Below are 20,150 nucleotides of genomic sequence, written 5' to 3'. Positions count from 1 at the left end.
CGGGCATTGTATTGCCGTCATTCTTCCGGTGCGCATTGTTTATTATTATTGATATATAGTAATTACTAAATAATATATATTAAACTTGCCATATTCTTTAAAATGGCTGGTTACGCATTTCTTTATATCATTGCGTAATAATCAAATAAAACCAGCAAGGGAAAACCCTTGCATTTATTTATTGAGTTGCAGAATGAGTTATCACCCACCCGAAAAAGACGGGCTGCCCGGCCTTGAAGCACGTTTGCAGGAAGATCTTTCCCGTCTTGATCTGCCCGGCAAGGATTGGGTGCAGCCTCGGGTGGTGGATGGTGAACGCTTGCTCGATGTCGCCATTATTGGTGGCGGCATGGCGGGGTTGACTGCCGCTGTTGCCTTGCGCAATCTGGGTGTGCGCGCCTGTAACTTCGATCGTGCGCCCGCTGGCTTTGAAGGGCCCTGGGCAACGACGGCGCGCATGGAGACCCTGCGCTCGCCCAAGCAGCTGACCGGACCTGCCCTGGGGCTGCCTTCGCTCACGTTTCGGGCATGGTTCGAAGCACAGTATGGGCGCCAGGAGTGGGAGGCGCTGGATAAAATACCACGCTTGCAATGGATGGATTATTTGCGCTGGTATCGCAAAGTCATGAATGTGGATGTGCGCAATGAACATCACATTAGTCATGTCCATCTGCATCCCGACAATTATCTTGAACTGACGCTGCAGGCCCCTGGGGGCCAAAAAGTGGTGGCTGCCCGGCGCCTGATTCTGGCGACCGGCCGCGATGGCCTGGGCGGGCCGGGTTATCCAGCGTTTGCCGATAAGGTGCCGGCGCATCTGCGTGCGCATTCTTCGGATTTCTTTGATTACAACACGCTTGCCGGCAAGCGGGTCGGGGTGATCGGCGCAGGCGCTTCGGCCATGGATAGCGCGGCTACTGCGCTGGAAGCCGGTGCCCATAGTGTGGATATAATTATCCGGCGTAACGAGATTCCTCGTATCAACAAGGGAAAGGGCTCTGGCAGCCCCGGCCTGGTGCATGGCTACGCTGGCTTAACGGATGACTGGAAGTGGCGTATTCGCCATTACATCAATGTGCAGCAAGTGCCGCCGCCCAAAGGCAGTACCTTGCGTGTGGCTTCCCATCACAATGCCCGCTTCAATGTCGGTTGTCCGGTACTGGACATTGAAGTGCGCGAGGACGTGATTTATCTGACCACGCCCAAGGGTACATTTGTTCTGGATTTTCTCATTTTTGCCACCGGTTTCAACATCGACTGGCACCTGCGTCCGGAGTATGCCGAGCTGGCACCGCTGGTGCGAACCTGGGCGCAGCGTTATCATCCGCAGCCAGGGCAGGAAGATGCCGAACTGGCTGCCTGTCCCGATTTGGGACCGGGTTTCGAGTTCCAGCCCCGCGCAGGCGTGGACGCGCCCGGGTTGGCGCATATTCACTGTTTCAGCTATCCTGCCGTGGCCTCACATGGCACTGTCTCGGGCGATATTCCGGCAATTTCAGATGGGGCATCAGCCATTGCCCGCGCCATTGCCGGCTCCCTGTATCAGGAAGATGTCGCCGCTTATTATGCGCAACTGGAAGCCTATGCTGAACCGGAGCTCGATGGCGATGAGTGGACTGCCGCCGGTCCGCCCTTGCCTGTGGAGGCGCAATGACGCTGTGGCTGATTAAACGTGTCCTGCAGGCGCTGCTCATTATCCTGTTGATGACAGTGATCGTCTTTATCGGCCTGCATGCGGTTGGCAACCCGATCGATATTCTTATCGGACCGGATGCCGATCAGCGAGACCGTGCCCGCATCATCGCGCAGATGGGCCTGGACAAGCCATTATGGCTGCAATATTTTCATTTCCTGGGCAGTGCGGTGCAGGGTGACCTGGGCAACAGCTTCGTGTACAACCAGCCAGCCCTGCAACTGGTGCTGCATCGGTTGCCGGCGACCATGGAGCTGGCAATGGCCGCCCTGGTAATTGCGATTGTGGTAGGTGTGCCGCTGGGGCTGATAGCCGGACTTTATTCAGACAGTATTGTTTCCCGCACGATCATGACCGGCAGCATCCTGGGCTTTTCCCTGCCAACCTTCTGGGTAGGACTGGTGCTGATCATGGCATTCAGCGTCAGCCTCGGATGGCTGCCCTCGTCAGGACGAGGGCAAACCGTGACGCTGTTTGGCTATCAATGGTCGTTTCTGACGCTCGATGGACTGCGGCACATGCTGTTGCCGGCAGTCAATCTGGCACTGTTCAAGGTTTCACTTGTGATCAGGCTTACCTATGCTGGCGTGCAGGAAGTGCTGCCGCTGGACTATATCCGTTTTGCCCGTGCCAAGGGCCTGAGCAACTTGCGGGTGATCGGCGTACATGTACTGCGCAATATCATGATCCCGCTGATCACCGTACTGGGGCTGGAGTTTGGTTCGACCATCGCCGGTGCCGTGGTGACCGAGAGCATTTTCTCCTGGCCTGGTGCAGGCAAACTGATCCTGGACAGCATCAATGGTCTGGACCGACCGGTCATTCTGGCCTATCTGGTGGTTATTGTCTGTGTTTTCGTGACCATCAATTTACTAGTCGATATCGCCTATCGCATGCTTGATCCGCGAGTCCGGCTGGAGGGCGCGCGATGAGTCAGCCCGTGACCGAGTCTGCCGTGCAAGCGGTGATTGCTGCGCCCAAGCCTTCATTGTTTCGAGAAAGGCTGGCCGATTTTTTCTCGTCCAAGCGTGCTGTGATCGGCTTTACGCTGCTGTTGCTGCTGGCTTTCGGTTCGGTGTTCGCCCATTGGCTGACACCGCAAAATCCGTATGATCTGATGCAGCTGGATATCCTGGATTCGCGGTTGGCGCCAGGCAGCGCCAACGGCGCCGGCACCTATAACTACTGGCTGGGGACAGATGGACAGGGACGGGATCTGTTGTCTGCCATCCTGTACGGCCTGCGTATCAGTCTGACGGTCGGCGTGGGTTCTGCGCTTATTGCGAGTGTGGTCGGGACAATACTGGGCGTGCTGTCGGCTTATGCCGGGGGCCGGATAGACAGCTTCATCATGCGCACGGTCGATTTGATGCTGTCGTTTCCATCTATTCTGATTGCGATGATGATTCTGGCGTATCTGGGCAAGGGTATTGGTAATGTGATATTGACGCTTGTGATACTGGAATGGGCCTATTATGCGCGTACCGCCAGGGGTCAGGCGCTGGCAGAGCGACAGAAGGAATATGTAGAGGCGGCAAAAAGCCTGAATATTTCCCAGTGGCGCATCATGCTGCGGCACATCCTGCCTAATTGTCTGCCGCCTTTGATTGTGATCGGCACCTTGCAGGTTGCACGTGCGATTACGCTGGAAGCAACCATGAGTTTCCTGGGGCTGGGCGTGCCCGTGACAGAGCCTTCGCTCGGATTGCTGATCGCCAACGGTTATCAGTACATGCTCTCGGGACAGTACTGGATCAGCCTTTTCCCTGGCGTGGCGCTGCTGGTCACCATAGTGGCGCTGAACCTGGTGGGTGATCGCCTGCGGGAAATGTTCAATCCGCGGAGGCAGCGATGAGTACGACGCCTTTGCTGGAGGTTCGCGATCTGCGTACGCACTTTATGACCCGGGCGGGCCAGCTGCCGGCTGTGGACGGCGTGTCGCTCCAGCTGGAGCCGGGACGTATTCTGGGGCTGGTAGGCGAGTCGGGTTCAGGCAAGTCCGTCACGGGCTTTTCCATCATGGGCCTGGTCGATGAGCCGGGCCGTATCGTTGGCGGACAGATTCTGTTCAAAGGGCAGGATCTGCTGGGCCTGCCGCAACAGCAGCTGCGCCGCCTGCGCGGCAATCGCATTTCGATGATTTTCCAGGATCCAATGATGACATTGAATCCGGTGCTGCGGGTGGATACGCAAATGATCGAAACCCTGCGTGCGCATGAAAAAATCAGCCGCAGACAGGCCTGGGAACAATCGCGCGACATGCTGGGCCTGATGGGCATTCCCAGTCCGCAAGCCCGTCTGTCGGCGTATCCGCACCAGTTGTCGGGCGGCATGCGCCAGCGTGTGGCCATTGCCATAGCGCTGTTGCTGAGACCCGACCTGATCATCGCAGACGAGCCCACGACGGCGCTGGATGTCACGATTCAGTCGCAGATCTTGTCGGAAATACAGAAACTGTCGGCCCGATATGGCACGGCCCTGATCTGGATTACTCACGACCTGTCGGTGGTGGCCGGGCTCGCTGACGATCTGCATGTGATGTATGCTGGAAAAATTGTGGAAGCCGGTACAGTGGATCAGGTGCTGGACAACCCGCAGCACCCGTACACCCAGGGCCTGATCCAGAGCCTGCCCGCCAATAATGTAAGAGGGCAGCCGCTGCGGCAGATTGCGGGTATGACGCCCAATCTGCTGTCATTGCCGGCGGGCTGTGCATTCGCGTCGCGCTGCCCGCGGCGTACCGCTGTCTGTGATACGATGCCGGCGCTGGACGAACTGGCGGCCGGTCATCGGGTGCGTTGCTATCATCCGGGCGCTGTTCCTGAAACGGAAGTGGCACTATGACAGATGAAATAAAAGTGCCGCTGATGCGGGTCAGCCACGTGTCCAAGACCTTTGGTCATGCCAGTGACGGGATATTGGATCCCTGGCTGCAAAAACTCAGGTTGACGCGTCCCTCTGCGCTTACGCGTGCCGTGGATGATGTCAGCCTGGATATTGCCAAAGGCGAAGTGGTCGGCCTGGTAGGCGAATCAGGTTGCGGCAAGTCGACGCTGGGCCGGATGGTGGCCGGTATTATGGAGCCGACAGCCGGTCAGGTGCTGGTCAACGGCCAGGACCTGAAAACGCTGCCCAGGCACGAGGCCGAGGCGGCGCGCCTGAAAATCCAGATGATTTTCCAGGACCCCTATGCCAGCCTGAATCCGCGCATGCGTGTGCGCGACATTGTAGGAGAGTCTCCTCGACTGCACAATATGGTATCGGCACGTGACCTGGACCAGTATGTATCTGAGCAGCTGGAGCGCGCCGGTTTGTCGGCCAGCCTGCGCAACCGCTTTCCGCATCAGTTCAGCGGCGGGCAGCGCCAGCGCATCGGTATTGCGCGGGCATTGGCCGTGGCGCCGGATATGCTGGTCTGTGATGAAGCCGTTGCCGCTCTGGATGTATCCATTCAGGCGCAAATTCTGAATCTGTTCATGCAACTGCGCGCGGAACTGGGCCTGACCTATCTGTTTATCAGCCATGACCTGGGTGTGGTGGAGCATTTGTCCGATCGCGTGGTGATCATGTACCTGGGACGCATCGTAGAACAGGCGCCAGTTGCAGAGATTTTCAGCAAGCCCAATCATCCTTACACCCAGGCCTTGTTGGCCGAGATTCCCAAAATGCGGGATCGCAAGAAAGTGTTTTCGATTATCAAGGGTGAAATACCCAGCCCGCTTAATCCGCCAGCGGGTTGTCATTTCCATCCACGCTGTCCGCATGCCATGCCTCGCTGCCGTGCCGAAGTCCCGCTGCTTAAAGCGGTGGCCGGCGGGCATATGAGTGCCTGCCACCTGAATGACCAAACCTGAGTGGGCATCAGGGATTAACTGCCCGATTTCGATCGTGTTGATTATATTGATTAAGTAGCAGTAACCTTATAAAGGAATATAAATGAAAAAGCGCGTACTGGCTGCCATGGCAGCAAGCCTGCTGGCCGCAGGCAATATGGCCCACGCAGAAGAACTGAAAATCGCCTTTGCCGACAATCTGTCTTCGCTGGATCCACAACTGAATAATTTCGCGGGTGACCGCTCTGCCGGCCTGTTCTTTTTTGATATGCTGGTCAACAACTACCACAACAAACTATTGCCCGGCCTGGCAACAGAATGGAAAAACACCGGTCCCACGACCTGGGAATTCAAATTGCGTTCAGACGTCAAATGGAGCGATGGCACACCGTTCACGGGAGAAGACGTCATCTATTCCATTGAACGCATTCGCAAGGTGCCAGGCTCGGTCGCGCCATTCACAGGCTACGTGCGCACGATCAAGAGCGTGACTGAAAAAGAACCGGGCACGCTGGTATTTGAAACCACAATTCCCAATCCGGGCTTGCCACTGAATCTGGCTTCTGTGCACCTGGTGCAGAAAAAAAGCACCGAGAATGCGACAAGCGATGACTTCAATTCAGGAAAGGCGTTGATCGGTACCGGTCCATATAAACTGGTTTCCTACACGCCGGGAGCCGGCTTTCAGGTTGAGGCCAACCCTACGTACTGGGGTGAAAAACCCTTATGGGACAAGGTCTCCTATCGCTATGTGGCTAACGCCGCAACCCGTTCCACGGCCTTGCTCTCCGGTGATGTGGACGTGATCGATAAAGTGTCGGTCGCCGACCTGAAAAAACTGGAAAGCGATGAGAAAGTGAAGGTCTATGCCTATAACGGACTGCGCGTTTTCCTGCTGCAACCTAGCTTTAATCCGAAGCCCAATAAATTCATCACTGATAACAACGGCAAACCGCTGGACAAAAATCCGCTGCTCGATTTAAAAGTACGCCAGGCATTGTCGCTTGCGATCAATCGCGATGCCATCGCCGATCGTATTTTACAGGGCAGTGTGACGGTAGCCGAACAGTGGATGCCCAAGGATTCGATTGGCTACAATCCGAATATCAAGCCGATTGCCTTTGACGCCCCGAAAGCCAAAGCGCTGCTTGCAGAAGCCGGCTATCCGGATGGCTTTAACCTGACCGTGCACGTGCCGACTGATCGCTATCCCATGGCGCCAGAGACCGTGCAGGCAGTGGCCCAGTTCTGGAGCCGCATCGGCGTGAAAACCCAGGTGTCGGTGGTGCCGTGGGCCGTGTACTCAAGCACAGCCCGGAAAAATGACTACGCCATGTCTGTGATTGCCTGGGGTAACGGAACCGGCGAGGGCAGCTATGCGATGGTCAATATTCTGGCTACGGTGAACCCTGAAAAAGGGTTGGGCGCATCCAACTGGGGCCACTACAGCAGCCAGAAGCTGGACGACTATCTGAAGCAGGCCACCGAAGAATTTGATGACGCCAAACGTGAAAAAATAATACAGGACGCCGCCCTGGCGGTATCCGATGAAGTGGGTGTGATTCCCATGTTCCATTACAAAAACATCTGGGCGGCGCGCAAGGGACTGGTTGTCAAACCCTTGAGTTCTGATCGTACCGTGCCGGTCATGGTAAGCAAGGAATAAGCTGGCAGCAGCGGCAATACCAGCGCCCCGTCATCGCTGCTTTACGGGCCCGACGCGCAGATTATGTATCTGCCGCGGGCCGTTGATGATGGCGCGGGTGCGAAATTAATGGAAGATCTATGTCAAATGAAATATTGTCGGTAATGCCGGCTGATGCGCTGATCGACGAACCACGCGCCATCCGTGTCGAAGGTCTGTCGGCTGGCGAGCGTATTACGATTACGAGCCAGACCGAGCGCGCTGGTGGTGTGATATGGCGCAGCCAGGCCCAATTTGAAGCCGATGCACAAGGTGTTGTGGACTTGACGCGTCTGGCGCCGCTGGCTGGCAGTTACCAGGACGTGTCTCCCATGGGGTTGCTGTGGTCGCAAGTGCCGGCTCAGGATAATTGTCGTGAAGTCTTTGCAGACACGATGGCGCAACCGCTGATCACCGAACTGGCCGTGACCACGACCAGCACCACGCTGCGTGCAACACTGACACAGCGCCTGATGCAAGAGGGCGTAGAACGCATTGAGGTACGCGAGGATGGCCTGGTGGGCACCCTGTTTTTGCCCGCTACGCCAGGACCTCATCCGGCCGTCATGATTCTGAACGGCTCGGGCGGCGGTATCAATGAGCCGCGCGCGGCATTATATGCGTCGCGTGGTTATATTGCATTTGCATTGGGTTACTTCAAGGCGCCGGGATTGTCCGATTATATTTCCAATACGCCACTGGAGTATTTCAGGAAAGGCATGGACTGGCTGCGCAGATCTCAGCGCCCGCTTGGTGGATTCGTGGCCCTGAGCGGTCAATCGCGTGGCGGAGAGCTGGTACTGCTTCTGGCCAGCATTTATCCACTGGACGTGAGTGCTGTTGTGGCGTATGTCCCTGGCGCAGTGGTGCACAGCGGACAGAACGCGGCCGATCCGCAAGTCGGTCGCGATGGCCCGGCCTGGCTGCTTAACGGCAAGCCGTTGACACACGTCTGGCAGGACAATAAAACGGCCACCTGGGCGCCATTTGACGAAGGCCCGTCGCCCCACCGCCATGCGCGCGCCATCATGACTGCCCTGCAAGATAGCGAGGCGGTAGCCCGCGCGCGCATCGAGGTCGAAAAGATCCAGGGACCGATCATTCTGCTGTCCGCCACCGATGATGGTGCCTGGCCATCGAGTTTGTACAGCAAAATGATTTATGATCATCTTGGCCAGGTCGGCTTTGAGCATATCGTGCAATGGGTGGATACCAAGGACGGGGGCCACAGCATTGTGTTTCCCTATGTGCCGACGACCCAGCTGGTCTATGCGCATCCGGTTTCCGGCAAAATCAATACCGGTGGCGGAACACCTTCGGCTAATGCCCAGTCTGACGAGCACAGCTGGACTGCGGTCAAGGAGTTTCTGCAAAATGCCGTGAGAGCGCACCTTAAGGGCAGGCAGTCGCATTAGCCATCTGGATGGCGACAGGCCGGGCTTGCGTCATCAGGCGAGAAGCGCAGGGCTGATCCGATGTTGAGTGATCAGCCACTCAGACGCTAATATTTTCCGGTGAGCCCGCCATCGACGATCAGTTCTGTACCGGTGATGTACGAAGCCTGATCGGATGCCAGAAATGCGATGGCATGGGCCACTTCCCAGGCGGTACCCATTCTTTTCATCGGAACCTGGGCATCTCTTTTTTTTCGAACTTCCTCCATGTCATTGGATGAGGAAAAAACAGCGCCAACATTCTTCTGAATTCTGGGCGTGTCAATCAGCCCCGGGATAACGGTATTGGCTCTTATATTTCGATCGGCATATTCATGGGCAATCAGTTTTGTCATCTGTATCAATGCCGCTTTGGTAACGCTATAAGCCAGGTGAGGATATCCCACATAACGGATGCCCGCTACTGAGGCAACAGACACAATGCAGCCTGCGCCGCGCTCGATCATGCCCGGTATCAAGCGCTTCGAAAGCAGCAGCAGGCTTTCGACATTGGTCTGCTGGATACGCTGAAGGTCTGCAACGGACGTTTCCTGGATGCCGCCGGTTTTTCCGATGCCTGCATTGGCAATCAAGGTCGAGATGGAGCCAAATCGCTCCGTGGCAATCTGCAACACGCGATCCATTTCTTCGGGACGGGTAATATCGCCTTGCAAGGGCAAACAGGTTCCGCCAATGCGTTCGATTTCCTGGGCGGTTGCCCGGGCGGCATCGGCATGGCAGTCCAGGGCAATGACTTTTGCGCCGGACTGGGCAATGAGTACCGACGTTGCCTTGCCGATACTCCAGCCCGGTGCACTGCTGCCGGCGCCGGCGACCAGTACCACCTTGTCTGTATCACCCATTGCCCGTGTCCCTTTTGGAGTATGGAATGGCCTGATCAATGGTGTCCCAGATAAAACGGCCCGATGGGATGTTCTGCTCTTCGGCGATATGGGAAACCAGACCCGCAGCGCGTGAGATGACAGCAAAACCACGCATCAGCCGTGATGGCACACCAATGGCGCCAAGCAACGCTGCCACCGCCCCGGTCGCGTTGATCGTAATGTGCCTGGCGTATACCTGGTCCACGGCGCGGCTCAACAGTTTGAGCGCGTCGATATATTGGCGCGCCAGCGCCGGTTCACTATCGGCAAGATCAAGCAGCTTCAATGAACGGGGATCGTCGGGCTTGTGCAGATGATGGCCGAATCCCGGCAGATGTTTTTTCTGCTCTTTATATCTTGTGGCAATGGCCAGCGCCGCTTCTTGCTGATCGGGTGAGGCAATGATTTCGTCCAGCAATGTTGAGCAATTTTCCATCGTTCCCACAAACTGGCTGCCGACAGCCAGCAGTCCCGAGGCCACCGCGCCCTGCAGATTCTCCGGCGCGCTCATGTAGATCAGTCTGCTTGCAATGGCGCTGGGCGTCAGTCCGTGTTCCATAAGGGTGACCAGGACCGCATCCACGATTTTGATGTCGACCGGACGGGCTTTTCTTCCCATGATTTGCAGGAACATGACCTCGGTGAAGGTTGCCTCTCCGATCAGATCATTGACAAGATCCTTATCTCGGTAATTCATACCGGTAAGCGAGTGTGCGCACAGTTCAGTGATGGGTTCTTTCATCGTGTACTCCTTTTACAATTGGCGTGTTTCGGTGGTGTCGTGCAGGCCGGACAGGACCAGTTCCTGAATGGCTTTTTTGAGCACCTTGCCCACCGGCGATCTGGGCAAACTTGCAAAAAAATAGATGTTTTTCGGCGTGTGAACCGGACCCAGTTTTTCTCTGACCAGTCGCTTGAGTTCGTCTGCTGTTGCAGCGCTGTCAGCGCGCAATTGAACAGCGGCGTTCACCGACTCGCCCCATTTTTCATCTGTGATTCCAAATACCGCCGACTCGTACACGCCGGCGTGCTGCGATAGAACATTCTCCACATCAATCGGATAGACGTTGAAACCACCGGTGATAATCACATCGCGAATTCTGTCTTTGATGAACACAAACCCCTTTTCGTCGATAAACCCGACGTCGCCTGTATGCAGCCAACCGTTTTTTATGGTTTCGGCTGTTTTCTCGGGCAGGCGCCAGTAGCCGGTCATCACAAGGTCACCGCGGATCACGATTTCGCCGGTTTCATTTGGGGGCAGTCGATTGTGCTGTTGATCCACAATAGCAATGTCGGTGAACCAGCTGGCTTGCCCGACAGAAGCGCGGTATTGCGGCTGAGCCAGTGTTTCCGGCCCGATCAGCGTAGCTATTTGCGGTGCTTCCGTTTGCCCATAGGTCGTGGCAAGGACGTTGCCGAAAAAATCCTGAGCGCGTGCTATTTTTTCTGCCGGCATGCCGGCTCCGCCGTATATCAGCAGCCGCAGGCACGGGAAATCCTTTTCTGATTCTGCTGCGGCGATCAGCTTGTAAATGAGCGTCGGGGGCATAAAGGTCATCGTACCCTTTTGTTCCCTGAATGCATGCACAATGTCGGCCGCTTCTGCTGACCCGGACAGCACCAGGGCACCACCCTGCGCAAGTACAGGTAAGACATAAGTTCCGGTGCCATGGCTGATGGGCGCGCAAATAACAAATTTGTCATTGTTTGTTATCTTCCAGCCGTGGATCTGATTGATAATAACGGCAACCCACGCCCGGTACGGTTGCATCACCCCTTTGGGCATACCGGTCGTGCCGCCAGTAAATTTGATGGCCTGGATATCGTCGTTGCCCCTGATCGCTTCGGCAAGATGCTGTCCGCTAAATTGTTCAATCAAGGTGGGGATATCATCTGTATTGATGATATGTACGTTTTCCAGGCCGGCAGTCAATGCTGCGCCATAGCCGTCCTGAATGATAATAGACGGCTTGATGACGGTTGTAATTCTTTTGATTTCTGTCGGTGTACTTCGGTAATTGAGTGGTACCCATACCTTGCCGGCAGCCATAATGGCAAGCATGGCAACAATGTAGTCGACCGAATTCTGCGCACATAGTCCGACCATGGAACCGGGTTCGTTGTCCAGTTTACGGATCGCGCAAGCCAGGGCGCTTACCTGATCTGCCAATGCGGCATAGCTGACTTTTTCATGCCTTGATTCAATGGCCATCCGTTCGGGATAACGGATGGCTGCTCTGTAAAAAAAATCGATTGGATACATCTTGTTGTTACCTTCTTTCAGTTGGCCTGCAGCTTTGCCTGGCGCACGACCTTTTCCCATTTCGCAATTTCGTCCCGGGTAAATTGATCCAGATAGGCCGGGGTGTTCTCTACGGGCGCTGCGGTATAGCCGTTTTTGGCAAAGCTATCCTTGACCTCGGGGCTGGCGATCACTTTGTTCAATGCATCGTTGAGCTTGCTGATAATTTTGTCGTCAGTCCCTTTTGGGGCTGCAATTGCAAACCACGAACTGACCAGGAAGTTGTCAATCCCTTGTTCCTTGAAGGTGGGCACCTCCGGGAGCGCCGGATCGCGCTTTTCTGTCGTGACCGCCAGCGGCGTGAGCTTGTTCGATTTGATTCTTCCTACAGACGAAGGAATGTTGTCAAACATTGAATCGACCTGGGCGCCCAGCAAATCGTTGACTGCAGGGCCGCTGCCTTTGTAAGGAATATGAAGAATGTTCGTGTCCGTCAGGATCTTGAAGAGCTCACATGACATATGAATAGACGACCCTATGCCTGATGAGGCGCAGGTCAGTTTTCCCGGATTCTTTTTTGCATACGAAATATACTCGTCCACCGAATTGATGTTCTTTTTCGGATTGACTACCAGCACATTGCCGATGGACGCGATGAAGCCGACGCTTTTGAAGTCTTTCAGATAATCGTAATTCAGGTTTTTATAAAGTGAACGGTTGATCGTGTTGGCAATGCTTCCCACCAGCAGGGTGTAGCCGTCGTTCTTTGCCCTTGCAACGTATTCAGTGCCAATGTTGCTGTTGGCCCCGGGTTTGTTTTCCACAATAACCGTTTGGCCCAATTGGCTGGAAAGGCCTTTGGCGATCAACCTAGCGATGATATCGGTGGCGCCTCCCGCCGAATAGCCGACGACCAGGTTGATTGGTCGATCGGGGTAGGCCGCTGCCACTGCAGAGGAGGCGGATAGTAACGCCAGCGTCAGCGCCGTCATGCCCAAGCATTTTGTTTTCATCATGTCTCCAGTTTTATGTTTTATTGCGTTGATATGCAGCTGCATTCTAGTCAGGTTCAATAGTGTGACAAAATCAATTTGTCCATCATTTGGACATAAGGAGCAGATATGCATTACAAGGATGAGCCCAAAACGCTGGTACGCGGCCTGGCCATACTGGAGACGCTCAGCACTGCCAGTGCCGCTGGATTGAAGATCGCGCAAATCGCAGCCAGGACCCAAATATCACGGCCGACGGTGTACCGTTTTGTCAGCGTTCTGCTCAATAACGGATATATCAATGAGATAGCCGACACGGGTTGCTACATATACAATCGGGACAAACTGAACCAGATCGCTGATTTTGGTGATGAATCCGAGCAATTTAAGGGCGTATTGAGAAAAATCAGCGAAAAGACGGGAGATTCGTCTTTTCTGATCAGGCAGGATAATGCGGATTCTTTATGTATCCATCGGGAAATTGGCACTTACCCCTTGCAGGTTCTTTCTATCCAGATTGATCATAAGCAGCCGATGGGCGTGGGGGCGGCCGGGCTGGCATTGCTTTCTTACCTGCCGGAGCCTGAGCAGGAGCGCATCCTTGCCGAGAACGAACAAAAACTCTATCCCTATGGGGCAATCTCAGTGAAAAAGCTGCGATTGCTGATGAAGGCCACGCGAGAGCGAGGATGGTCCGCGGTGGGTAACGCTGCCGTACAGGGCGTGCTTGGCGTGGGCGTGGCCATCGCCGACAGACGTGGGTGCCCCAGGTTTGCCATCAGCGTATCGTCAGTCGAGGCCAGGTTTACCGTGAAGCGTCAGAAAGCGGTGGTACAAATAATAAAAGATGAAATTGCCGCGTTGGATTCGTATGGCTGCATAAATTGACCAAAGCGCATCCGGTCTATAACAACGGCAGCGTACAGGCGCGAATTTTTTTGCTGTCTCCGTTAGAATGTCATATCGCATACGCCATGAATTTACGAGCAACAACGCAAAGGAAATATTATGCAAAGCGCAGAGGCACTCGATCTGATCGATACGCTGCTCAATCTGAAGCCGGACAGTAAAACCTGGCAAGCCCGGCAGTTCAGGGAAAAAGTTAAAAACGGTACGCAGGCAAGCTACGCCGCGCTGTTTTCGCCCGACCTGAGTTTGCCGCTACAGGATCGATGGCTGGTTGCCTTGTATGCCAGCAGCCTGATGAACTCGTCCGAGCTGACGGCACACTATACCGAGCAGGCGCTGCTGGCAGGTATCGACGAGAAGCTGGTTCAGATCGTGACCGAAGACCATGTCGAGGATATTGTGAAATCTGAATTGAACAGTATCCTGCAATTTACCAAAAAATTGATTCTGGATCCGATAGAAGGCAACGAGGAAGCGTTGCTGACGCTCAAAAATTCAGGCATGTCCACGCAGGATGTTGTTGTGCTTGGGCAATTGATCGGGTTTCTGGCCTACCAGATACGTCTGGTAGCCGGATTGAAGGCAATGCAGAAACTGGAGCAGGCAGCATGAGCGATGTAATCAAAGTCAACGGATTTACCAACCAGACGCTGGGCTGGAAAGCCTGGCTGGATGTGGTGGATGCCAATGCCGCAACACCGGAACAGAACAAGGTACTGGAAGCGAGTCACCCGCAGGCCAAAACGTCCGATTATTATCTGCTGCTGGTGCATGAGCCGCATATTCTGGATCAGCGCTCATTCACCTATAACGCCATCATGTATGCGCCGGGCGGGTTAAATCGCGCCGATCGCGAATTGGGGGCCCTGGCGGTATCGCGCATCAACGGTTGCGTCTACTGCGCTTCGGTGCATGCCCAGCGGTTCGAGCAACTGGCCAAGCGTAATGAAATCGTGCGCGACGTATTTGTTGATCCCGCTACCGCAGCAAAAAATGAACGCGATGCTGCCGTTATCGATGTCGCGACCGCCCTTACGCGCGATGTGTCCGGGTTTGATGCAGACAATCTGCAAGTGTTGAAAAACCAGGATTTCACCGAGATTGAAATGCTGGATCTGATTCATTCGGTGTCTGTGTTCGGCTGGGCCAATCGCCTGATGCAGAATCTGGGCGAGCCTGTTTTTCCGGCGGAGTAATCAATCAGCTTATAAGGCAGGATGGGTGCGATAGGGCTGGCAGATCCATACGCGGCATCTGCATACACTGTATGGGGAAAGCACACGCGCTGGCTGTCGCGCTCATCTACGCACCTCATCACTATCGGAAATGACAGATTGCGAATCTGATAATAATCGCTCCCGCAATGTGATCTAAACCTGACGATGCTGAGTAATCACTTTGCGTGCTGCAATACACGCGTCTAGGTGGTGTCCAGCAAGGCGGTGAGGGCAATATCCAGCGAGGCAGTCTGGTCCCAAAAAATGCATTCTCTTTTTTTTGTTGTGTATAATTACACAAAATGAAGAGAGATGATGTCATTAAATTATTGAAAGCCGACGGTTGGATTTGGGTTGGAGGTAAAGGCGATCATATGAAATTTAAGCATCCCCATAAGAGTCAACATGTTGTTGTTCCCCATCCTCGCAAAGATATAGCCGTGGGTACGTTGCGCAATATCTATCGCCAGGCTGGCTGGAAATGGAGGTAATGGTGTTTTATCCTGCATACATCCACAAAGATCCGGACAGCGCCTACAGCGTTACTTTTCCAGACTTTCCGGGCTGTTTTACCGCTGCGGACGAACTCGCTGATTTACCTAGACTTGCGCAGGAGGCTGTGGAGGTTTATTTCGAAGGCGAAGACGTTGCGATTGCGCCTCCTTCTTCTTTTGAAGATTGGTGTAAGGATGAACAGTTTCAGGACGGCTGCTGGATGCTGGTGGATATTGATTTATCAAGAATCGATACAAAGGCAGTACGCCTAAATATCAGCTTGCCGCAAAATCTGGTGCACCGTATTGACGCAAGAGCCAAGGCTTTGCATATGTCACGATCGGCTTTTCTGGCCAACGCTGCGGAAAAGGAAATGGCCACGCCCTGATGATGTCTGATGCACAAGGGACAGCCGGCCGGCCGCTCATATTAATAAGCAAACCGCTCCTGCAGTGCTTCCAGGTGGCATTCCTTCAAAATGGCCAGTTGCCGCTCGCGTGCGCTTTTCTTGAAGCCGCCGGTTTTTTTGGCGATGATCAGTTCGTTTTTCATTGAATGCTCCCAGCCCACCAGTTCCGTTACGGTAACCTGATAGCCGCGCGCTTCCAGTTGCAGACAGCGTAATACATTTGTGATCTGGCTGCCGAACTCGCGGGTGTGCAGGGGGTGGCGCCATAGTTCGGACAAAGGCGTTTTGCCCAGGGTATTGCCCTTGGTGGCGCGCAGTGCTGCGGCAACTTCGGCCTGGCAGCAGGGCACCAGCACGATGAAACGCGCATCGCGAGCCAGGGCAAAGCGGATGGCGTCGTCTGTCGCGGTATTGCAAGCATGCAGGGCGGTGACAATGTCGATTTTTTCGGGTAGATCGGCAGAAGAGATGGACTGCTCTACGGTCATGTCTTTGAACTGCATACCCTCAAAGCCCAGGCGCCGGGCCAGGTCTTCCGATTTTTTGACCAGGTCGGCACGCGACTCAATGCCATACACCGTGGCGTTATCGTGTTCCTTGAGGAACAGATCGTACAAAATAAAACCGAGATAGGATTTGCCGGCGCCGTGGTCGACCAGTGAAAGCGCCTGCCCCTCGTCCAGTACGGTTTGCATGAGGGGCTCAATGAACTGGTACAGGTGGTAGACCTGCTTGAGCTTGCGTCGCGTGTCCTGGTTGATCTTCCCCTCACGCGTGAGGATATGCAGTTCCTTGAGCAATTCCAAAGACTGCTGCGGCTTGATTTCCGGAATCAGGGTCATGCTGCGCCTTTATACCGTCATCGAGAAAATGCGCGCATTCGGCTGCTTGCGCAGCATGCGCAGATCAAATGCCATACAGATATTGCGAGCGAAGGTGCGCCCGGCTTCGGTTATATCAATGCGGTCGGCCCCAATGCGGATCAGACCGTCGCTTTGCATTTCTTGCAACCGTTCCAGCACGTCGGGCAGCTCGGCAAATTGCATGGCAGGATCGGCCCAGCTTGTCTGCAGTTGGCACATCAGGTTCAGAATGTGGCGGCGGATGATCAGATCTTCCTGGTCCAGCAAATGACCGCGGAACAGCGGCAACACACCGCTTTCGACGCGGGCATAATAATCTTCAAGAACTTTTTCGTTCTGCGCAAAGGCGTACCAGGTATCACTGATGGCCGACACGCCCAGGCCGATCATCAGCTGCGTTGACGAGGAGGTGTAGCCCATGAAATTGCGGTGCAGACTTTTTTCCAGCATGGCCTGATACAGCGAATCGGATGGCAGCGAAAAGTGATCCATGCCAATTTCCACGTAGCCCAGCTCTTCGAGCAGCTGCTTGCCATTTTCGTACAGGGCGCGCTTTTCCTCGCCGGAGGGCAGATCATTTTCGTCGAAACCGCGCTGTCCATTGCCCTTGATCCAGGGAACATGGGCGTAGGAGTAGAAGGCCAGGCGATCGGGCTTGAGGGCGATGGTTTTCTTGATGGTCGATTCCATGGCAGCCCAGCTCTGGAAGGGCAGGCCAAAGATCAGGTCGTGACTGACACTGGTATAGCCGATAGCGCGGGCTGCGTCGGTTGCATTGAGCACGTTTTCGTAAGGCTGGATGCGATGGATGGCCTTCTGGACGATGGGATCATAGTCCTGCACGCCGTAGCTGACCCTGCGAAACCCCAGATCGTACAGGGTCTGCAGATGCTCCTTGCGGGTATTGTTCGGGTGGCCTTCGAAGCTGAACTCGTGATGCTCATGGACGATGGCATCGTCCAGAATGCCGGTAAGCAGGCGCTGCAGGTTGGCGCTGCTAAAGAAGGTCGGCGTGCCGCCGCCCAGGTGTATTTCCCTGATGACCGGTTTGTCGCCGAGCACCTTGCGGTACATGGCCCATTCTTTGAGGACCGCGTCTACATAGGGCTCTTCGACACTGTGTTTTTTTGTAATGCGCTTGTGACAGGCGCAGAACGTACAGAGCACCTCACAGAAAGGCAGGTGGATATACAGACTGATGCCTTCCTGGGCATTCGATTCTGTAAAGCTGCGCCTGACGGTCTGCAAATAGGCGTCGCTATCGAAACTGCCTTCGTCCCAGTACGGGACGGTGGGGTAGCTGGTGTAGCGTGGACCGGGGATGTTGTATTTCTGAATAAGTGTGTTCATTCTGTACATGCGCCCCCGGGATAAGGCGGGGGTCGCTTAAAATGCGGGCTCGGTGTCGTCCGGGTCGGCGGTTTTGGCAGTCTGCTTGCGGGCAGTCGCGCTTTTGCCTGCGACTTTCTTTGCAGTGGCTTTCTTGACAGCTGTTTTCTTGGTGGCAGTTTTACTTGCGGTCTTGCGGGCAGTTTTCTTGGCTGCTTTTTTGACCACTTTGCCGCTGTCGGCCTCTGCCGCGGTAGCGGCGCTTTTTGCCGCAGACTTGCTGGCGGCTTTGGCAGCCGATTTAGACGCCGCTTTTGCCGTTTTGGCTGGGCGGGGCTCAAATTCAAACTCTATTTTACCCGCTTTCGACATGGCCAGGTAGGCTTTGAACTTACGGTTGGTACGATTGGACACAAACCCGTCGAGCAGGTCGGTTTTACCCTGGCTCAGTAATTTGCCCATCTGGTCGTGACCGATCTCCTGTTGCAGGATCACGCGGCCGGACTTGAAGTCGCAGGTTTTCTTTTCGCTGACCGAATTTTCGCAGACATAGCTCATGCCCGTGTCGTAGACGTTGCCAGTGCATTTTGGGCAATGGCCGACTGGTGTCAGCTGGGAAACGTCCAGCGGCTCACTGTTGTTGTCGTCAGACTGGCCAAAATCGAATTCCAGCTTGTTTTCGGGTGTAATGCGCAAAATGGCAGAAAAGGGGCGTCCCATTTTACTGATGAAACCACTGAGTGGGCCCAGGGTTTTATTTTGCAGCAGTTCTTCCACTTCGGGAATCTCAAAGGTACGGCCGCCGGGATGCTTGGTAATGGAAAAATCACAGTTAGTGCAGGCATAACGGCGGTAATTTTCCTTGACGACGCTGCCGCAGGCCGGGCACGGCGTCGTGAGCGTGGCATAGTCGCCGGGCACGGTGTCCTGCTCGTATTCCTTGGCTCGCTTGACGATAATTTGCGTGCTTTGCGCAATTTCGCGCATGAACGCTTCGCGGTCCAGCTGGCCCTGTTCCATTTGCTTGAGCTTGTGTTCCCATTCGCCCGTCAGTTCGGGCGAAGTCAGCTCGCGCACGTTCAGTCCGACCAGCAACGTCATGAGCTGGCGTGCCTTGGCCGTGGGAATCAGCTCGCGCCCTTCACGGCGCAGGTACTGTTCGTTGAGCAGCCCCTCGATAATGGTGGCGCGGGTCGCTGGCGTACCCAGCCCGCGCTCGGACATGGCTTCGCGCAGTTCATCGTCGTCCACCAGCTTGCCGGCCCCTTCCATGGCCGAGAGCAACGTCGCCTCTGTATAGCGGGCAGGCGGTCGGGTGGCCAGGTCCTTGGCGGCGATATCTTCGGTTTTGACGGTTTCATTTTCAGCGACGGGAACCAACGTGGCATCGCTTTCCTGGTTCTCGCGTCCGTAAATTTCGAGCCAGCCTGGCTTGATCAGCACCTTGCCTTCGGTTTTGAAGTGATGGCTGGCCACAATTGTGATGCGCGTGGTTACCCGGAATTCCGCAGGCGGAAAAAACACAGCCATGAAGCGTTTGCTGACCAGATCATAGATCTTGGCTTCGGCTTCGCTCAGCTCCTTGGGGACCTGCAGGGTTGGGATAATGGCAAAGTGATCGGAGATCTTTTTGTTGTCAAAAATACGCTTGTTGGGTCTGACCCAGCTGTTTTGCAGAATTTTCTTTGCAAAGGGCGCATTGCGGCGTCCTAGCTGCGATTCGGCGCCCACGATGGCCTCAAAGGTCTGTTTGACCGTACTTTGATAGTCTTCTGGCAGGTAGCGCGAGTCGGTACGCGGGTAAGTTAGCGCTTTGTGCCGTTCGTACAGACTTTGTGCCAGCGCCAGCGTGGTTTTGGCGGTAAAGCCGAAACGGGAGTTGGCCTCGCGCTGCAGGGATGTCAGGTCAAACAGGCCTGGCGACATGGATGTCGAGGGCTTGGATTCTTCGGTAACAGTACCGTCTTTATGGCGACACGCAACAACCACCGACTGTGCACTGGCGGCCGACCACAGGCGATTGTCTTTTTTCTCGGGATCGTGTTCATCCTTCTTGAAGGCCGGATCGAACCACTTGCCTTCATACAGGCCGCCGGCAGCGACGAAGGTGGCATGCACCTCCCAGTAGTCGCGGGATTTGAACTTGCGGATTTTTTCTTCGCGT

At 55.0% G+C, this 20,150-nt stretch carries 19 protein-coding genes; 12 read left to right on the top strand and 7 right to left on the bottom strand.

Going from position 1 to position 20,150, the window contains the following annotated elements; all coding sequences use genetic code 11:
• Nucleotides 1–193: 193 nt before the first annotated feature.
• The 7 genes from ACTIKR_RS11635 (at nt 194) to ACTIKR_RS11605 (ending at nt 8,625) form a co-directional block, all read left to right on the top strand.
• Nucleotides 194–1,654 (top strand): NAD(P)-binding domain-containing protein, encoded by a 1,461-nt coding sequence (locus ACTIKR_RS11635; RefSeq protein ID WP_193088222.1) that lies wholly within the window; start codon nt 194–196, stop codon nt 1,652–1,654.
• Nucleotides 1,651–2,625, top strand: coding sequence for an ABC transporter permease (locus ACTIKR_RS11630; protein ID WP_193088223.1), 975 nt, complete (start codon nt 1,651–1,653; stop codon nt 2,623–2,625). Before ACTIKR_RS11635 ends, ACTIKR_RS11630 begins: the two co-directional genes overlap by 4 nt.
• Nucleotides 2,622–3,548 (top strand): ABC transporter permease, encoded by a 927-nt coding sequence (locus ACTIKR_RS11625; protein WP_193088224.1) that lies wholly within the window; start codon nt 2,622–2,624, stop codon nt 3,546–3,548. The genes ACTIKR_RS11630 and ACTIKR_RS11625 overlap by 4 nt, the downstream gene beginning before the upstream one ends.
• The gene (locus tag ACTIKR_RS11620; protein ID WP_193088225.1) at nt 3,545–4,537 is read left to right on the top strand and encodes an ABC transporter ATP-binding protein; all 993 of its coding nucleotides are present in this window, start codon (nt 3,545–3,547) and stop codon (nt 4,535–4,537) included. The genes ACTIKR_RS11625 and ACTIKR_RS11620 overlap by 4 nt, the downstream gene beginning before the upstream one ends.
• On the top strand, nt 4,534–5,547 hold the full coding sequence (locus ACTIKR_RS11615; RefSeq protein ID WP_193088226.1) for an ABC transporter ATP-binding protein: 1,014 nt from the start codon (nt 4,534–4,536) through the stop codon (nt 5,545–5,547). Before ACTIKR_RS11620 ends, ACTIKR_RS11615 begins: the two co-directional genes overlap by 4 nt.
• Before the next feature lie 82 nt (nt 5,548–5,629).
• Complete coding sequence (locus ACTIKR_RS11610) at nt 5,630–7,192, top strand: ABC transporter substrate-binding protein (protein ID WP_193088227.1); 1,563 nt, start codon at nt 5,630–5,632, stop codon at nt 7,190–7,192.
• 119 nt (nt 7,193–7,311) lie between these two features.
• Complete coding sequence (locus ACTIKR_RS11605; protein WP_193088228.1) at nt 7,312–8,625, top strand: acyl-CoA thioester hydrolase/BAAT C-terminal domain-containing protein; 1,314 nt, start codon at nt 7,312–7,314, stop codon at nt 8,623–8,625.
• A gap of 86 nt (nt 8,626–8,711) precedes the next feature.
• On the opposite strand, the gene ACTIKR_RS11600 is transcribed toward ACTIKR_RS11605, so the two are convergent.
• Genes ACTIKR_RS11600 through ACTIKR_RS11585 form a run of 4 tightly spaced genes read right to left on the bottom strand, consistent with a single transcriptional unit; the run spans nt 8,712 to nt 12,785 of the window.
• Nucleotides 8,712–9,506 (bottom strand): SDR family NAD(P)-dependent oxidoreductase, encoded by a 795-nt coding sequence (locus ACTIKR_RS11600; protein ID WP_193088229.1) that lies wholly within the window; start codon nt 9,504–9,506, stop codon nt 8,712–8,714.
• Nucleotides 9,499–10,269 (bottom strand): citryl-CoA lyase, encoded by a 771-nt coding sequence (locus ACTIKR_RS11595; protein WP_193088230.1) that lies wholly within the window; start codon nt 10,267–10,269, stop codon nt 9,499–9,501. Before ACTIKR_RS11595 ends, ACTIKR_RS11600 begins: the two co-directional genes overlap by 8 nt.
• A gap of 12 nt (nt 10,270–10,281) precedes the next feature.
• On the bottom strand, nt 10,282–11,793 hold the full coding sequence (locus tag ACTIKR_RS11590) for a class I adenylate-forming enzyme family protein (RefSeq protein ID WP_193088285.1): 1,512 nt from the start codon (nt 11,791–11,793) through the stop codon (nt 10,282–10,284).
• Between the two features lie 17 nt (nt 11,794–11,810).
• On the bottom strand, nt 11,811–12,785 hold the full coding sequence (locus ACTIKR_RS11585) for a tripartite tricarboxylate transporter substrate binding protein (RefSeq protein WP_193088231.1): 975 nt from the start codon (nt 12,783–12,785) through the stop codon (nt 11,811–11,813).
• 108 nt (nt 12,786–12,893) lie between these two features.
• Between ACTIKR_RS11585 and ACTIKR_RS11580 the strand changes: the two genes are divergently transcribed.
• The 5 genes from ACTIKR_RS11580 to ACTIKR_RS11560 all read left to right on the top strand — a co-directional run bounded on the left by ACTIKR_RS11580 (nt 12,894) and on the right by ACTIKR_RS11560 (nt 15,773).
• Nucleotides 12,894–13,652 carry an IclR family transcriptional regulator gene (locus ACTIKR_RS11580; protein ID WP_193088232.1) on the top strand — a complete coding sequence of 253 codons (759 nt, stop codon included), beginning with the start codon at nt 12,894–12,896 and terminating at the stop codon, nt 13,650–13,652.
• A 120-nt stretch (nt 13,653–13,772) separates the two neighbouring features.
• On the top strand, nt 13,773–14,285 hold the full coding sequence (locus ACTIKR_RS11575) for a CMD domain-containing protein (protein WP_193088233.1): 513 nt from the start codon (nt 13,773–13,775) through the stop codon (nt 14,283–14,285).
• Nucleotides 14,282–14,869, top strand: coding sequence for a peroxidase-related enzyme (locus ACTIKR_RS11570; protein ID WP_193088234.1), 588 nt, complete (start codon nt 14,282–14,284; stop codon nt 14,867–14,869). Before ACTIKR_RS11575 ends, ACTIKR_RS11570 begins: the two co-directional genes overlap by 4 nt.
• Nucleotides 14,870–15,192: 323 nt before the next feature.
• The gene (locus tag ACTIKR_RS11565; RefSeq protein ID WP_193088235.1) at nt 15,193–15,381 is read left to right on the top strand and encodes a type II toxin-antitoxin system HicA family toxin; all 189 of its coding nucleotides are present in this window, start codon (nt 15,193–15,195) and stop codon (nt 15,379–15,381) included.
• Between the two features lie 2 nt (nt 15,382–15,383).
• Nucleotides 15,384–15,773 (top strand): type II toxin-antitoxin system HicB family antitoxin, encoded by a 390-nt coding sequence (locus tag ACTIKR_RS11560; protein ID WP_193088286.1) that lies wholly within the window; start codon nt 15,384–15,386, stop codon nt 15,771–15,773.
• A gap of 41 nt (nt 15,774–15,814) precedes the next feature.
• On the opposite strand, the gene ACTIKR_RS11555 is transcribed toward ACTIKR_RS11560, so the two are convergent.
• The 3 genes from ACTIKR_RS11555 to ACTIKR_RS11545 form a co-directional block, all read right to left on the bottom strand.
• Nucleotides 15,815–16,636 carry a class I SAM-dependent methyltransferase gene (locus ACTIKR_RS11555; protein ID WP_193088236.1) on the bottom strand — a complete coding sequence of 274 codons (822 nt, stop codon included), beginning with the start codon at nt 16,634–16,636 and terminating at the stop codon, nt 15,815–15,817.
• 9 nt (nt 16,637–16,645) lie between these two features.
• Entirely contained in the window at nt 16,646–18,007 is a 1,362-nt protein-coding gene (gene hemN, locus ACTIKR_RS11550) for an oxygen-independent coproporphyrinogen III oxidase (protein ID WP_193088237.1), read from the bottom strand.
• Between the two features lie 36 nt (nt 18,008–18,043).
• Nucleotides 18,044–20,150, bottom strand: a 2,107-nt coding sequence (locus ACTIKR_RS11545) for a DNA topoisomerase III (RefSeq protein WP_442327903.1), incomplete at its 5' end; no start/stop codon positions are given.

Origin of the sequence: Advenella sp. (assembly GCF_052108595.1) — a bacterium.
GTDB lineage: Bacteria > Pseudomonadota > Gammaproteobacteria > Burkholderiales > Burkholderiaceae_B > Advenella.
Note: the sequence above shows the minus strand (reverse complement) of the source record. Positions and strands in the feature narration are given on the sequence as shown.

What these genes read in the sequence shown, in the direction of transcription:
- ACTIKR_RS11635 (WP_193088222.1), top strand. Translation starts at nt 194, where the DNA reads ATGAGTTATCACCCACCCGAAAAAGACGGGCTGCCCGGCCTTGAAGCA.
- ACTIKR_RS11630 (WP_193088223.1), top strand. Translation starts at nt 1,651, where the DNA reads ATGACGCTGTGGCTGATTAAACGTGTCCTGCAGGCGCTGCTCATTATC.
- ACTIKR_RS11625 (WP_193088224.1), top strand. Translation starts at nt 2,622, where the DNA reads ATGAGTCAGCCCGTGACCGAGTCTGCCGTGCAAGCGGTGATTGCTGCG.
- ACTIKR_RS11620 (WP_193088225.1), top strand. Translation starts at nt 3,545, where the DNA reads ATGAGTACGACGCCTTTGCTGGAGGTTCGCGATCTGCGTACGCACTTT.
- ACTIKR_RS11615 (WP_193088226.1), top strand. Translation starts at nt 4,534, where the DNA reads ATGACAGATGAAATAAAAGTGCCGCTGATGCGGGTCAGCCACGTGTCC.
- ACTIKR_RS11610 (WP_193088227.1), top strand. Translation starts at nt 5,630, where the DNA reads ATGAAAAAGCGCGTACTGGCTGCCATGGCAGCAAGCCTGCTGGCCGCA.
- ACTIKR_RS11605 (WP_193088228.1), top strand. Translation starts at nt 7,312, where the DNA reads ATGTCAAATGAAATATTGTCGGTAATGCCGGCTGATGCGCTGATCGAC.
- ACTIKR_RS11600 (WP_193088229.1), bottom strand. Translation starts at nt 9,506, where the DNA reads ATGGGTGATACAGACAAGGTGGTACTGGTCGCCGGCGCCGGCAGCAGT.
- ACTIKR_RS11595 (WP_193088230.1), bottom strand. Translation starts at nt 10,269, where the DNA reads ATGAAAGAACCCATCACTGAACTGTGCGCACACTCGCTTACCGGTATG.
- ACTIKR_RS11590 (WP_193088285.1), bottom strand. Translation starts at nt 11,793, where the DNA reads ATGTATCCAATCGATTTTTTTTACAGAGCAGCCATCCGTTATCCCGAA.
- ACTIKR_RS11585 (WP_193088231.1), bottom strand. Translation starts at nt 12,785, where the DNA reads ATGAAAACAAAATGCTTGGGCATGACGGCGCTGACGCTGGCGTTACTA.
- ACTIKR_RS11580 (WP_193088232.1), top strand. Translation starts at nt 12,894, where the DNA reads ATGCATTACAAGGATGAGCCCAAAACGCTGGTACGCGGCCTGGCCATA.
- ACTIKR_RS11575 (WP_193088233.1), top strand. Translation starts at nt 13,773, where the DNA reads ATGCAAAGCGCAGAGGCACTCGATCTGATCGATACGCTGCTCAATCTG.
- ACTIKR_RS11570 (WP_193088234.1), top strand. Translation starts at nt 14,282, where the DNA reads ATGAGCGATGTAATCAAAGTCAACGGATTTACCAACCAGACGCTGGGC.
- ACTIKR_RS11565 (WP_193088235.1), top strand. Translation starts at nt 15,193, where the DNA reads ATGAAGAGAGATGATGTCATTAAATTATTGAAAGCCGACGGTTGGATT.
- ACTIKR_RS11555 (WP_193088236.1), bottom strand. Translation starts at nt 16,636, where the DNA reads ATGACCCTGATTCCGGAAATCAAGCCGCAGCAGTCTTTGGAATTGCTC.
- hemN (WP_193088237.1), bottom strand. Translation starts at nt 18,007, where the DNA reads ATGAACACACTTATTCAGAAATACAACATCCCCGGTCCACGCTACACC.